The organism is Streptomyces sp. NPDC006335 (genome assembly GCF_040612795.1).
Taxonomy (GTDB): domain Bacteria; phylum Actinomycetota; class Actinomycetes; order Streptomycetales; family Streptomycetaceae; genus Streptomyces.
Map to the genome: position 1 here is coordinate 486,782 of NZ_JBEXQX010000001.1, position 12,588 is coordinate 499,369.

13 protein-coding genes and 1 pseudogene are annotated in these 12,588 nt (G+C 72.9%); 5 read left to right on the plus strand and 9 right to left on the minus strand.

The genetic code is table 11. The features are described from left to right. The 5 genes from ABZ098_RS02265 to ABZ098_RS02285 all read right to left on the minus strand — a co-directional run bounded on the left by ABZ098_RS02265 (position 1) and on the right by ABZ098_RS02285 (position 5,930). On the minus strand, positions 1 to 2,241 hold the full coding sequence (locus ABZ098_RS02265; RefSeq protein ID WP_356586351.1) for a serine/threonine-protein kinase: 2,241 nt from the start codon (positions 2,239 to 2,241) through the stop codon (positions 1 to 3). Positions 2,242 to 2,335: 94 nt separating this feature from the next. Beyond that, positions 2,336 to 3,481 carry a DUF6596 domain-containing protein gene (locus ABZ098_RS02270; protein ID WP_356586353.1) on the minus strand — a complete coding sequence of 382 codons (1,146 nt, stop codon included), beginning with the start codon at positions 3,479 to 3,481 and terminating at the stop codon, positions 2,336 to 2,338. Then, the gene (locus ABZ098_RS02275) at positions 3,474 to 3,899 is read right to left on the minus strand and encodes a YciI family protein (protein ID WP_123988666.1); all 426 of its coding nucleotides are present in this window, start codon (positions 3,897 to 3,899) and stop codon (positions 3,474 to 3,476) included. Before ABZ098_RS02275 ends, ABZ098_RS02270 begins: the two co-directional genes overlap by 8 nt. A gap of 124 nt (positions 3,900 to 4,023) precedes the next feature. Next, positions 4,024 to 4,701 carry a response regulator transcription factor gene (locus ABZ098_RS02280; protein ID WP_356586355.1) on the minus strand — a complete coding sequence of 226 codons (678 nt, stop codon included), beginning with the start codon at positions 4,699 to 4,701 and terminating at the stop codon, positions 4,024 to 4,026. Continuing rightward, positions 4,698 to 5,930, minus strand: coding sequence for a histidine kinase (locus ABZ098_RS02285; protein WP_356586357.1), 1,233 nt, complete (start codon positions 5,928 to 5,930; stop codon positions 4,698 to 4,700). The genes ABZ098_RS02280 and ABZ098_RS02285 overlap by 4 nt, the downstream gene beginning before the upstream one ends. Positions 5,931 to 6,049: 119 nt before the next feature. On the opposite strand from ABZ098_RS02285, the pseudogene ABZ098_RS02290 reads away from it, so the two are divergent. Next, positions 6,050 to 6,213 (plus strand): annotated as a pseudogene (locus ABZ098_RS02290) (SAM-dependent methyltransferase); the annotation flags it as partial. Between the two features lie 198 nt (positions 6,214 to 6,411). Here the strand turns inward: ABZ098_RS02290 and ABZ098_RS02295 are convergent. Together ABZ098_RS02295 and ABZ098_RS02300 are read right to left on the minus strand one after the other, a co-directional pair. Next, positions 6,412 to 6,690, minus strand: coding sequence for a hypothetical protein (locus ABZ098_RS02295; protein WP_356586359.1), 279 nt, complete (start codon positions 6,688 to 6,690; stop codon positions 6,412 to 6,414). A gap of 22 nt (positions 6,691 to 6,712) precedes the next feature. Beyond that, positions 6,713 to 7,492, minus strand: coding sequence for a PspA/IM30 family protein (locus ABZ098_RS02300; RefSeq protein ID WP_356586361.1), 780 nt, complete (start codon positions 7,490 to 7,492; stop codon positions 6,713 to 6,715). 218 nt (positions 7,493 to 7,710) lie between these two features. Between ABZ098_RS02300 and ABZ098_RS02305 the strand changes: the two genes are divergently transcribed. From ABZ098_RS02305 to ABZ098_RS02315, 3 genes are all read left to right on the plus strand, one after another. Next, entirely contained in the window at positions 7,711 to 8,388 is a 678-nt protein-coding gene (locus ABZ098_RS02305; protein ID WP_356586363.1) for a DUF3043 domain-containing protein, read from the plus strand. Positions 8,389 to 8,471: 83 nt separating this feature from the next. Further along, the gene (locus tag ABZ098_RS02310; RefSeq protein WP_356586365.1) at positions 8,472 to 9,173 is read left to right on the plus strand and encodes a methyltransferase domain-containing protein; all 702 of its coding nucleotides are present in this window, start codon (positions 8,472 to 8,474) and stop codon (positions 9,171 to 9,173) included. Between the two features lie 99 nt (positions 9,174 to 9,272). Next, on the plus strand, positions 9,273 to 10,346 hold the full coding sequence (locus tag ABZ098_RS02315) for a trypsin-like peptidase domain-containing protein (protein WP_356586367.1): 1,074 nt from the start codon (positions 9,273 to 9,275) through the stop codon (positions 10,344 to 10,346). Positions 10,347 to 10,389: 43 nt separating this feature from the next. Here ABZ098_RS02315 and ABZ098_RS02320 read toward each other — a convergent pair whose 3' ends face one another. Continuing rightward, positions 10,390 to 10,605, minus strand: a complete 216-nt coding sequence (locus ABZ098_RS02320; protein WP_123988673.1) for a hypothetical protein — start codon at positions 10,603 to 10,605, stop codon at positions 10,390 to 10,392. Positions 10,606 to 10,756: 151 nt separating this feature from the next. Here ABZ098_RS02320 and ABZ098_RS02325 point away from each other — a divergent pair, with 151 nt between their 5' ends. After that, on the plus strand, positions 10,757 to 11,959 hold the full coding sequence (locus tag ABZ098_RS02325; RefSeq protein ID WP_356586369.1) for a bifunctional adenosylcobinamide kinase/adenosylcobinamide-phosphate guanylyltransferase: 1,203 nt from the start codon (positions 10,757 to 10,759) through the stop codon (positions 11,957 to 11,959). Here ABZ098_RS02325 and ABZ098_RS02330 read toward each other — a convergent pair. Beyond that, entirely contained in the window at positions 11,948 to 12,556 is a 609-nt protein-coding gene (locus ABZ098_RS02330; protein ID WP_356586371.1) for a MarR family transcriptional regulator, read from the minus strand. The two genes, ABZ098_RS02325 and ABZ098_RS02330, sit on opposite strands and share 12 nt — an antisense overlap. Positions 12,557 to 12,588 lie beyond the last annotated feature (32 nt).

A 12,588-nucleotide genomic window follows, 5' to 3' on the forward strand; every position in this document is an offset into this window, starting at 1 on the left:
TCACCCCGACGCGGAGGTCCGGTCGGGGTGGGCGGGGTCGAGGGTGAAGACGTCGCCGGCCGGCGTGGTGACGACCAGGGCGCCCTTGTCGAGGAGCACCTCGGGCAGTCGTTCGGCCAGCGCGTTCACCCACTTGGCACGCGGCAGGGTCTCCCACAGCAGCGTGCCCTTTCCGGCGTCCAGGGCGGCGACCCGGCCGCTGGCGCTGGACAGGTACACCACGCCGGTGCGCGAGTCGCGGGTCACACCGCCCGGCTGCTCCAGGCTCGTCGGGGTCTGCCAGAGCTGCTTGCCGGTGCGCACCGACACGGCCGTCACCTGGCCGGAGGTGCCGGTGAACCACATCGTGCCGTCCGCCGCCGTCACGGTGCCCTCGAACTCCTTCGCCAGCTTCGTCGTCGTGGCGGCGCCGGTGTCCGGGTCCACCAGCCGCATCCGGGCGAAGGGGCCCTTTTCGTCGGAGCCCACGTGCCCCGCCGCGTCCACGGCGGCCTCGAGATAGAGCAGGCGGCCGTCTTCCGTGCCGACGAGGATCGCGTGGATGGGTACCTTCAGGCGCCGCACCGAGCCGTCGGAGCGGTCGAAACCCAGGACCAGGATCTCCTTGCTGGGCGTCATGCCCGGAACGCACTCCAGGTAGAGGCCCACGTTCGAGTGCGCAGGATCGCACTGCATCCCTGCCGGAAGCGGTGCTGTCCAGCGCAGGGCGCCGGTGCGCACCTCACGCGCGGCCAGCGATCCACGGCCGATGTCCGGGACGAGCACCAGGTCGCCGGAGAGGTACGCGTGGGTCGACTGAGAGTCCACCACGCGGTGCCAGAGCCGTTCCCCCGTCGCGGTGTCGAGGGCGATGACCGAGGTCACGAGGTCGCCGCCCTCGGGCTGGTACTGCTGCTTGACCAGCATGACGTCCTCCGCGACCCCGAGGAGCGAGAAGACGTACGCCCTCTTCGTCGTGAGGGAGGGCACTCCGTCGGCGCGCCAGTCGACCCGTCCGGTGGCGCCGTCGAGGCGCACGGGCAGAACCGGATCGCCCGCGCAGTAGACGGAGCCCTCGTACGTGCGGCACTGCGGGCCCTTGTCCCCCCCGCCCTCCTGGAGGGTGATCCCCTTCTTCAGGCCGCGCTCCGCGTCGGCGTACACCGTCGTCCGCCAGGGCCGCCAGCCGTGGGGGAGCTCCGTCCAGCGGGAGGCGGCGATCTCCGCGCGGGTCGCGCCGCTCCCGCCGTCGCCGCCGGTCCCTCCCAGGCCGTTCAGCAGATACGCCGTCAGCCCGAGGGCCAGGGCGCCCACCGCGGCCGTCGCCGCCCACAACGGGCGGGGTCGGCGCCGGCGACCGGGCGACGTGGCCGACCTCGGGTCGGGGGCTCCGGTGCCGGAGGGGTCCGGCAGGTCGCCGCGCGAGGTCACCGTCGGCGGACCGTCGGCCGACTCCTCGGGCAGCACCCGCGCGAACTCGCGTGCCACGTCGTCCAGTTGGGGCCGGTTCGCGGCCTCCTTGGCCAGACAGCTGCGCAGGACCGTCCGCAGCTCCTCCCCCACTCCGTCCAGGACGGGTTCGTCGTGCACCACCTGGTACGCCGTGAGGTAGGGGCTGTCCGCGTCGAACGGTCCCCGGCCGGTGAGGGTGTACACCAGCAGCGCGCCGAGCGCGAAGACGTCGGAGGCCGGGCCGACCGTGCGGGCGTCGGTGAGCTGTTCCGGGGACATGAAGGGCGGGGTGCCGATCATCTGGCCGGTCTCGGTGAGGGGGTTGTTCTCCGCCGCCCGGGAGATGCCGAAGTCGATGACGCGGGGGCCGTCGTCGGCCAGCAGGACGTTGGCGGGTTTGAGGTCGCGGTGCACGACCCCGGCCCGGTGGATGTCCCGCAGGGCCTCCACCAACCCCAGTGCCAGGCGCCGCAGTTCGCTCTCCCGGAGCGGGCCGCGCTCGGACATCCGGTCGGCGAGCGAGCGCCCGGGGACGTACTGGGTGGCCATCCAGGGCCGTGACGCATCCGCGTCGGCGTCCACGACCGGGGCGGTGAAGGCACCGCTCACCTTGCGGACGGCCTCGATCTCCTGGCGGAACCGGGTGCGGAAGACGGGGTCCTCGGCGTACTGGGCGTGCACGACCTTCACCGCGACCTCGCGCCCGGAGCGGGATCTGCCCCGGTAGACGACGCCCATTCCCCCGGACCCGAGCCGGTCGACCAGCTTGTAGCCACCGACCGATTTCGGGTCGTCCTTGTGCAGCGGCACGTCCGCATCCCCTTCCCCCGTGCGGCAGTCCGAGCGCCCAGCATAGGTAACGGGGTGACCGGCCTCCTTCTCGGGACGGTCCCCGGCGCCTGGGTCAGTGCCGTCCGCGGGAGTTGAGCCGGGCCGCCTGGCGGGTCAGGTAGTCGCGTTCGGCGAGGTTGGGGGCCTTGTGGGCGGCCTCGGCGTACAGGCGGGCCGCGGTCGTCGGGTCGCCGGCGCGTTCGTGGAGATAGGCCGCGGCCGCGGCGTGGCGGGGCAGGGAGTCGTCGACCGCGGCCAGAGCCGCCAGGCCGGCACGGGGGCCGTCGGCCTCGCCCACGGCGACCGCCCGGTTGAGGCGGACGACGGGACTGTCGGTGAGGCGGGCGAGTTCGTCGTACCACTCGACGATCTGCACCCAGTCGGTCTCCTCGGCGGTGGGCGCGTCGGCGTGCAGGGCGGCGATGGCGGCCTGGGCCTGGAACTCGCCCAGCCGGTCGCGGGCGAGGGCGGCCTGGAGGATCCGGACGCCCTCGGCGATCGCCGCGGTGTCCCAGCGGGTGCGGTCCTGTTCGGCGAGCGGCACCAGAGAGCCGTCGGGGGCGGTGCGGGAGGCGCGGCGGGCGTGGTGGAGCAGCATGAGGGCGAGCAGCCCGGCGACCTCGGGGTGGTCGATCGCGGCGGCGAGCTGCCGGGTCAGGCGGATGGCCTCGGCGGCGAGGTCGACATCGCCGGAGTAGCCCTCGTTGAAGACGAGGTAGAGGACGCGCAGCACGGTGGCGACGTCGCCGGGCTGGTCGAAGCGGACGCCGGAGACGGTGCGCTTGGCCCGGCTGATGCGCTGCGCCATGGTCGCCTCGGGCACGAGGTAGGCCTGGGCGATCTGGCGGGTGGTGAGTCCGCCGACGGCGCGCAGGGTGAGGGCGACGGCGGAGGACGGGGTGAGCGAGGGGTGGGCGCACAGGAAGTAGAGCTGGAGCGTGTCGTCCACGGCGGGCGCGGGTCCGGGCGCCGGTTCCTCCTCGATACGGTCCTCACGCCGGCGGCGCGCGGTGTCCGAGCGGGTCGCGTCGAGGAACTTGCGCCAGGCCACGGTGACCAGCCAGCCCTTGGCGTCCCGCGGCGGATCGTCCGGCCAGACCCGGACGGCCTCGACCAGCGCGTCCTGGACGGCGTCCTCGGCCGCCGCGAAGTCGGCTCCGCGGCGGACGAGGACGGCGAGCACGCCCGGCGTCAGGCTTCTGAGCAGCGCCTCATCCACCGGCGTGGCAGTCGTCCGTGGCCGTGGGCGAGGAGGCGTAGAACGGGCGCAGCTCCAGCCATTCGTGGATCGGCTTCCCGCCGGCGCCGGGGGCGGCCGACAGTTCCCCGGCCAGTTCGAGGGCCCGCTCGTAGCTGTCGACGTCGATCACCATCCAGCCGGCGATGAGGTCCTTGGTCTCGGCGAACGGCCCGTCGGTGACCGGCGGGCGCCCCTCGCCGTCGTACCGCACCCAGGTCCCCTCGGGGGCGAGCGCCTGCCCGTCGACGTACTCCCCGGTCTTCTCCAGCCGTTCCGCGAAGTCCCGCATGTACTGCACGTGCGCGGAGATCTCCTCCGGCGTCCACTGCTCCATGGGCACGTCGTTGGCCGGAGCGGGAGCGCCGCGGTAGTGCTTGAGCAGCAGGTACTTGGCCATGATGTCTCTCCTGGGTTCCGGTGCGGCCCATTCTGGCCGCTGTCACCTCGGGGACGGAGCGGGGCACGGCTTCTCGACATCGCCGGACGAACTTTTTTCCGACCCCCGCCACGGCCTTCCGGGCTCACTCCGCCCTCGGACGGACCAGCCCCGACTCGTACGCGATCACCACGAGCTGGGCCCGGTCCCGGGCGCCCAGTTTGGCCATGGCCCGGTTGACGTGGGTCTTGACGGTGAGCGGGCTGACCTCCAGGCGCTCGGCGATCTCGTCGTTGGAGTGGCCGCCGGCGACCTGGACGAGGACCTCGCGCTCGCGGACGGTGAGGGCGGCGAGGCGTTCGGAGCGCACCGGGTCGTTGTCGTCCGCGTCGGCCTGGGCGAGGAAGCGGGCGATCAGGCCCTTCGTGGCGGCCGGGGACAGCAGGGCCTCACCGCCGGCCGCGACCCGGATGGCACTGAGGAGTTCCTCGGGTTCGCTGCCCTTGCCGAGGAAGCCGGAGGCGCCGGCGCGCAGGGACTGCACGACGTAGTCGTCGACCTCGAAGGTGGTCAGGATGACCACGCGGACGTGGGCGAGGGAGGGATCCTCGCTGATCATGCGGGTGGCCGCGAGTCCGTCCGTGCCGGGCATCCGGATGTCCATGAGGACGACGTCGGCGCGCTCCTGCCGGGTCAGTTGGACGGCCTCGGCGCCGTCGGACGCCTCGCCGACCACCTCCATGTCCGGCTCCGAGTCGACGAGCACACGGAAGGCGCTGCGCAGCAGTGCCTGGTCGTCGGCGAGCAGGACACGGATCGTCATACGGGCTCCCCCGGTTGGTCCCTCGCTGCGGTGCGGGTCTTGACCGGCAGGATCGCATGGACGCGGAAACCGCCTCCGTAGCGGGGACCGGTGGTGAGGGTGCCGCGCACGGCGGTGACGCGCTCGCGCATGCCGAGCAGGCCGTGGCCGCCGCCGTTGTCCGGGTCGTCGTCGCCGCCGGCACCGTCGTCGAGGACCGTGATCTCCACGTCGGGGCCGACGCGTACGACGCTGACCTCGGCCTTCGCCTGCGGGCCGGCGTGCTTCTGGACGTTGGTGAGGGCTTCCTGGATGACCCGGTAGGCGGCCAGGTCCACGGCGGCGGGGAGGGTGGTGCCGTGGTCGGCGCGGGCGACCTCGACGTGCAGGCCCGCGCTGCGGTAGGTGCCGACGAGTTCGTCGAGGCGGGCCAGGCCGGGGGCGGGTTCGGTGGGGGCCTCGGGGTCGCCGGACTGCCGCAGCAGGCCGACGGTGGCCCGGAGTTCGTTTAGGGCGGAGCGGCTGGCCTCGCGGACGTGGGCGAGGGCTTCCTTGGCCTGGTCGGGGCGCTTGTCCATGACGTGCGCGGCGACTCCGGCCTGGACGTTGACCAGGGCGATGTGGTGGGCCACGACGTCGTGCAGGTCGCGGGCAATGCGCAGGCGTTCCTCGGCGACCCTGCGCCGGGCCTCTTCCTCACGGGTGCGTTCGGCCTTCTCGGCGCGCTCCCTGATGGCCTGGACGAAGGCGCGGCGGCTGCGGACGGCGTCACCGGCGGTGGCGCCGATGCCGGTCCAGGCGAAGATGGCGAGGTTCTCCTGGGCGTACCAGGGCAGGGGCCCCGCGAGCATCGCGGCGCTGGTGAGGACGGTCATGGTGAGCAGGCCGACGCGCCAGGTGGTGGGGCGGTCGGTGGTGGAGGCGACCGTGTAGAGGGCGATCACGGCGGCCATGGCGACGGGGGCTCGGGGGTCGCCGGTGACGCACTCGATGACGGCGGCGGTGCCGGTGAGGGCGAGGACGGTGAGGGGGGCACGGCGGCGGAAGACCAGGGCGAGGGCGGCGAGCCCCATGAGGACGAGGCTGAGCGGCTCAGGGGTGCGGATGCTCCAGCTGACGGCGTCATTGCCATGGGGCTCGACGAAGGAACCGGCCACCATGCAGGCGAGGACGCCCGCCGCGAGGACGGCGTCCAGGGCCAGGGGGTGCGCTTTGAGGTGGTGCCGGGCGCGGTCCAGGGGGCGGCTCACGCTTGAACAGTACGGGGGCCCTGCCGGGGACGGAACGGGGGCCACCTGTGTGTTTCCGGACTCGCCGACCCCGGGTCGAGGTGACCGCTCAGGGGCCTGCCCGGCCCTCGGAGGCGGGCTGGGGCGACGGCGACCCCGTGCCGCGCCGCTTCACCGCCGACCAGCTCACCGCGCTCGTCGAGGGGCGGGCCTCACCGTGGGCGCCGTGCACGGCGTGCGGGTCTTCGCCGACCTCGTCCCCGGCGTGCTCGTCGACACCGAGCCCGGTGCCCTGGAAGCCCTTTCGGGGCGCACGGGCTGAGGAGCGGAGTCACCGGGGCACGGCGGTGGGCTCCGCCGACGTCGGCAATGCCGAGCGGTGCGGGCTCCGCCCGGCGGGCGAGCTGCCATGAACGACCGGCCCTGGCGGGACCGCGCTGGAGTGGAGTCCCCGGGCCGGCTCGGGCGTCCCGCATCCGGCCGGTGCTCGCGGAGTGCGGGATCAGCCAGGGATCAAGCCGTCGTCGCTCAGGAGGTCCCGGACTTCCTCCAGGGTGGCGTCCGGGGACGGGAGGATCAGTTCCGAGGGTTCCAGGGAGTCGTCCGGGAGAGGTACGCCCAGTTCCCGGACCCTGGCGAGGAGGGCTTGGAGGGTGCGGCGGAAGCCTGGGCCGTCGCCGTTCTCCATCTCGGCCAACAGCTCGTCGTCCAGCTTGTTCAGGTCGGCGAGGTGACTCTCGGCCAGCCTCACCTGCCCCTCCCCCATGATCCGTACGATCATGTCGCCCTCCTCGGCGTGGGACCTACTGCTTGTCGAAGCGCGGGGTGTCCTGCGGCTGCTGGGACTGCGCCTGGCCGGTGCCGCCCTCGATGGCCTGCTGCGACGACGAGCCTCCGGCCAGCTCCGCCTTCATGCGCTGCAGTTCCAGCTCTACATCCGTACCACCGGAGAGCCGGTCCAGCTCGGCCTGGATGTCGTCCTTGTGCATGCCGGACTGGTCGTCGAGGGCACCCGAGGCCAGCAATTCATCGATGGCGCCGGCCCGCGCCTGGAGCTGTGCCGTCTTGTCCTCGGCCCGCTGAATGGCCAGGCCCACGTCGCCCATCTCCTCCGAGATGCCGGAGAAGGCCTCGCCGATCCGGGTCTGCGCCTGGGCCGCCGTGTAGGTCGCCTTGATGGTCTCCTTCTTGGTCCGGAAGGCGTCCACCTTGGCCTGGAGGCGCTGGGCCGCGAGGGTGAGCTTCTCCTCCTCGCCCTGGAGCGTCGAGTGCTGGGTCTCCAGGTCGGTCACCTGCTGCTGGAGCGCGGCACGGCGGGACAGCGCCTCACGGGCGAGGTCCTCACGGCCGAGCGCGAGCGCCTTGCGGCCCTGGTCCTCCAGCTTCGAGGACTGCGACTGCAGCTGGTTCAGCTGGAGCTCCAGGCGCTTGCGGGAGGTGGCCACGTCGGCCACGCCCCGGCGCACCTTCTGGAGCAGCTCGAGCTGCTTCTGGTACGAGTAATCGAGGGTTTCGCGCGGGTCCTCGGCCCGGTCAAGGGCCTTGTTCGCCTTCGCGCGGAAGATCATCCCCATACGCTTCATGACACCGCTCATGGGCTTCGCGCGCCCCCTTCTGACGGACTTCCAGCTCCAGCTCTGCGACAGAACCCACAGTACGGGCCCTGCATCCATTGACGCACTGTTCCGGGACGGATGCGGTCATCCCCAAGGACGAGTGACCGCTCCCCTGCTCCGGCGTAAGGAGTAGGTGGTCTTCAGGGTGAGCGACCCGTCACCGGACGTCCCCTCTGTCCCCCTACATGACGACTGGTGTTGCCGGATCGTTCCCCACCGGGCTGGGGTCCAACCCCGGACACCCCTTACCCTTGGGTTTTGTGTTCCGTAGCCGTGCCACCAAGGAAGAGAAGGCCGCCGTCGCCGACAAGGCGCAGCTGACCGACTCCAAGCAGCCCCGCGACCCGCAGGCCCCCAAGGGCCGGCCCACGCCCAAGCGCAGTGAGGCCCAGTCCCAGCGCCGCAGCGTCGCCAACACGTCGCTCACCCGCAAGGACGCCGCCAAGCGCCAGCGCGAGGAGCGCCGGGCGGCTCTGGAGAGGCAGCGCCAGGCGCTGGCCGGCGGTGACGAGCGGTACCTGCCCGCGCGGGACAAGGGCCCGGTGCGCAAGTTCGCCCGGGACACCATCGACGCGCGGTACAACGTGGCGGAGTTCTTCCTGCCGATGGCCGTGGTCATCCTGGTGCTGAGCCTGGTGCAGGTGGGCGCGCTCCAGACCGTCGTGCTGCTGCTGTGGCTCGTCGTGATCGTCCTCATCGTGCTCGACTCGATCCTCACCGGTTTCCGTCTGAAGAAGCGGCTCGCCGAGCGCTTCCCGGACCAGAACCGCAAGGGCGCGGTCGCCTACGCCCTGATGCGCTCCCTCCAGATGCGTCGCCTCCGGCTGCCGAAGCCGCAGGTCAAGCGCGGAGAGCGGCCCTGAGTACGACGGCTTTCTCCGGGGGCGCGGCCGATGCCTGGCTGGACAAGCTGGGCGGCCTGCGGAATGTCGTACGACAGGAGCTGGTGGCCCGGCAGCTCGACGAGCAGATAGTCGGCCGGTACCCGGTCGGGCAGCGGCTGCGGGTGCTCGACGTGGGGATGGGTCAGGGCACGCAGGCGCTGCGGCTGGCCCGGGCCGGGCATCAGGTGACCGGGCTCGAAAAGGACTCCACCATGGTCGCGGCGGCCCGGGAGGCCCTGTCCGCCGAGCCCGAGGGCATCCGGGAGCGGATGCGGATCATCGAGGGCGACGGCCGGGACACCGGGGTGCACTTCCTGCCGGGCAGTTTCGACGTGGTGCTGTGCCACGGCGTGCTCATGTACGTCGAGGAGCCGGACCCGCTGCTGGCCGGGCTGGCGCGGATGCTGGCGCCGGGCGGGCTGCTGTCGCTGCTCGTGCGCAACGGCGACGCGCTGGCGATGCGGCCGGGCCTGGCCGGGGACTGGGCCGGCGCGCTCGGCTCCTTCGACACCACCGCGTACCGCAACCGGCTGGGGCTGGATGTGCGGGCCGACCGGCTGAGCACGCTGACCGCGACGCTCGCCGGAATCGGGGCACCGCTCCAGGCCTGGTACGGCGTGCGGGTGTTCACCGACACGGCGGCGGACGACACCGAGGCGCCGGCCGACCTGGAGGCGCTGCTGGCCTGCGAGGAGCGGGCCGGGCGCACGGATCCCTACCGCGGGATCGCCGCACTGCTGCACCTGTGCGGGGTACGAGGCTGACCGCGCCACTCGCCGACACCGGCGAGGGGGCGGCGGGGCTGCGCCCGTTCGGGCGAACAGCGCAGGCCCGGGTCTGCGCCCCGACGTGAGACTCGGGGCATGAACGCTTCGCGTACCCGTGCTCTCCGGCTGCCGTTGGCGGCGCTCGTGTGTTCCGTCGTGCTCCTCTCCGGGTGCTCCGAGTCAGGTTCCTCGGGACGGAAGGAGACGCCGACCGCGCAGGCCGCGCAGGCTGTCGCGCCCGCCGCCGACGGTGACCTCCAGAGCGACTACCAGAAGGTGATCAGGGACGTTCTGCCGTCGGTCGTGCAGATCCAGGCCCGCGGTGATCTGGGGTCCGGAGTCGTGTACGACGACAAGGGGCACATCGTCACCAACGCGCATGTCGTCGGGGACGAGAAGACCTTCAAGGTGACGACGGCGAACAGCGAGAGCGAGCTGACCGCGACGCTCGTGTACTCCTACCCCGAGCAGGATCTCGCCGTCGTCAAGCTGGACAAGGTGCCGGACGGGCTGAAGGCGGCGACCTTCGGGGATTCCACCAAGGTCGCGGTGGGGCAGATCGTCCTCGCCATGGGCTCACCGCTCGGCCTGTCGTCCAGCGTGACCCAGGGCATCGTCTCGGCGACCGGACGGACCGTCAGCGAGAGCGGCGACGAGGGCGGCACCGGGGCGACCATCGCCAACATGGTGCAGACGTCCGCGGCCATCAACCCCGGCAACAGCGGCGGCGCCCTCGTCAACCTGGACGGCCAGGTCATCGGCATCCCCACGCTCGCCGCGGTCGACCCCACCTTCGGGGACAGCGCGGCACCCGGGATCGGATTCGCGATCCCCGCCTCGATGGTGAGGACGGTCGCCGATCAGATCATCAGGGACGGCAAGGTCACCGACTCGGGCCGGGCCGCGCTCGGCATCACCGGCCGGACGGTCGTCGACGCCAGTTTCCGGGCCGCCGGGGTCGCGGTCGTGGACGTGAAGGACGGCGGGGCCGCGGACAAGGCGGGCATCGAGGCCGGGGACGTCATCACGAAGCTGGGCGACACCGCGATCACGACCATCACCTCGCTCTCCGAGGCGCTGGCGGCGGACCGGCCGGGCCAGAAGATCTCCGTCACCTTCACCCGGGACGGCAGTGCGAAGACCGTGGACGTGACGCTGGGCGAGCAGTAGCGGGGCGGGGCGAGGGCCTCGCGGTGGCCCTCGCCCGGCCCGGTCACGCTTCCTCTGCCGCCTTCAGGCTCATCGGACCGTAGATCTCCGTGGCGTCCTCGAACAGCCGCACCTGTTCCGCGCCGCCGGCGAGCAGGGGCTTCCAGTACTCACCGAGCCAGGACTCGGCGTCGCCCTGGGTGGTGAACTCCTCGGGCTCCACGGCCGGCTGGGTCTCCGCGCCGTCGGCCGTCTCGAATCGCCAGGTCCATGTCGCCATGCGAGCCTCCCGTGTTTGATCCGTTACGAAGAGCACCCTAAGCGGTAGTTCGTGGGCCGCGGACCCGTGGGGGTTGCTCGCGCTGTGCCCCGCGCCCCTTGAAAGCCCCTCTGCGCGCGCTGGATCACCAAGCACCGGCGAGAATCGTTCCGTGGAACTGACATTGCTCGGGACCGGCGCCCCCGCCGGTCTCCCCCGGCCCTTCTGTCCCTGTGCCGCCTGCGCCACCGCGCTCGGCGGGAACGCGCGGGCCGCCACCGCCGTGCTCGTCGACGAGACGCTGCTGCTCGATCTGACCCCCGGGGCCGCCTTCGCCGCCGCCCGGACCGGGCACTCGCTCGCCGGCGTACGGCAGGTGCTGCTGTCGCACCCTCACGACGGGCCCCCCGTCGAGGTGCCCGCCGGGCTTCCGCAGCCGGGACGGGTGCCGGACGGGCGGGAGTTGGCGTTGCTGACGGGGCATCGGGTGCGGGCCGTGGCGATGGACGCGCCGGGGACCGGGTACGCCGTCACCGGGCCCGAGGGGCAGCGGGTGCTGTATCTGCCGCCCGGGGGTGCGCCCGCCGGGCTGGAGAGGGGGGCCGTGGAGTCGTACGACATGGTGCTCGCCGATGTCGTACGGCGGCCGGACGCGCTCGCCCGGCTGCGGGCCGTGGGGGCCGTGGGTCCCACGACCGACGTCGTCGCCGTGCACGTCGACCACGACGTGCCGCCCGGCGCCGAGTTGCGGCGGAGGCTGGCCGCCGCGGGGGCGCGGGCCGTGCCCGACGGGACGACTCTGATCGTCGGCGCCTATGAGGACGTACCGGATGTGCCGCGGCGGACGCTGGTGCTGGGCGGGGCGCGGTCCGGGAAGTCGGTGGAGGCCGAGCGGCGGCTGGAGGCGTTCCCCGACGTGCTGTACGTGGCGACCGGCGGGTCGCGGAACGGGGACACCGAGTGGACCTCGCGGGTCGCCGCGCACCGGGAGCGGCGGCCGGGGTCCTGGCGTACGGCGGAGACCTGCGACCTGGTGCCGCTGCTGAAGGACGACGGGGCGCCGCTGCTGATCGACTGCCTGTCGCTGTGGCTGACGGACGCGATGGACTCCGTGGGGGCGTGGGACGACGCGGAGTGGGCCGGCGGCGGGGAGCGGGAACTGCGGGCGCGGGTGCGGGAGTTGACGGATGCTGTGCGGGAGACACGGCGGACCGTGGTGGCCGTGTCGAACGAGGTGGGGTCGGGCATCGTGCCGGCCACCGCGTCCGGGCGCCGCTACCGGGACGAACTGGGGCGGCTGAACGCGGCGTTCGCCGGCGAGTGCGAGCAGGTGGTTCTGGTGGTGGCGGGGCAGGCGATGGTCCTACGGGGCTGACGGCCCCTTGCGGGCGATCACCCGGTAGGTCTTCGCGAAGCGGGTGCCGGCCAGGAGCAGGGCCAGGGTGTGGTCCAGCGCTCTCGCGGCGGCCGCCAGCGGTCCCGTCACCCGCGGGTCCGGGGCGCCGGGCAGACGGGCCGTCAGGCGGGCCGGGACGTGGGCGGATCTGCGGGCCGTCGCGATGATCGTGCAGCCCCGGGACTCCAGTTCGGGGCGGGGGTCGCGCGGGGACTCCACCAGGAGGTGGCCGCCGGGGCGCAGGACGGCGAGGGCCGCCCGGAGTTCGCCGGGGTCCGCGTGCGGGTTGAGCAGGCTGACCACGTCGTAGCGGGCGCGCAGGTGGGCGGTGATCCGCGGGTCCGTCAGACGGCCCTGGTAGCCCTCCTCCAGGCGTTCGATCGCCTGGGCGTGCAGGACCCGGGGGGTGGGGTCCAGGCCGTCGAAGGCCGTGTAGGGGAAGAACGTCCTGGCCGCCTCCGGGAAGTCCGCGTCCCCCGTGTCCACGTCCAGCCAGCTCTCGGGTTCGGGGAACGGCAGTATCGCGCGGGCGGTGGAGCGAAGACGCCGTACGGAAGGGGCGGTCGGTGCGGGCATGGGGCCTCCCGGTGGCGCATGGCAATTCGCTA

Coding starts and splice junctions, on each gene's coding strand:
- ABZ098_RS02275 (WP_123988666.1), bottom strand. CDS start 3,899: ATGGCCAAGTACCTGCTGCTCAAGCACTACCGCGGCGCTCCCGCTCCG.
- ABZ098_RS02280 (WP_356586355.1), bottom strand. CDS start 4,701: ATGACGATCCGTGTCCTGCTCGCCGACGACCAGGCACTGCTGCGCAGC.
- ABZ098_RS02295 (WP_356586359.1), bottom strand. CDS start 6,690: ATGATCGTACGGATCATGGGGGAGGGGCAGGTGAGGCTGGCCGAGAGT.
- ABZ098_RS02300 (WP_356586361.1), bottom strand. CDS start 7,492: ATGAAGCGTATGGGGATGATCTTCCGCGCGAAGGCGAACAAGGCCCTT.
- ABZ098_RS02305 (WP_356586363.1), top strand. CDS start 7,711: ATGACGACTGGTGTTGCCGGATCGTTCCCCACCGGGCTGGGGTCCAAC.
- ABZ098_RS02315 (WP_356586367.1), top strand. CDS start 9,273: ATGAACGCTTCGCGTACCCGTGCTCTCCGGCTGCCGTTGGCGGCGCTC.
- ABZ098_RS02320 (WP_123988673.1), bottom strand. CDS start 10,605: ATGGCGACATGGACCTGGCGATTCGAGACGGCCGACGGCGCGGAGACC.
- ABZ098_RS02330 (WP_356586371.1), bottom strand. CDS start 12,556: ATGCCCGCACCGACCGCCCCTTCCGTACGGCGTCTTCGCTCCACCGCC.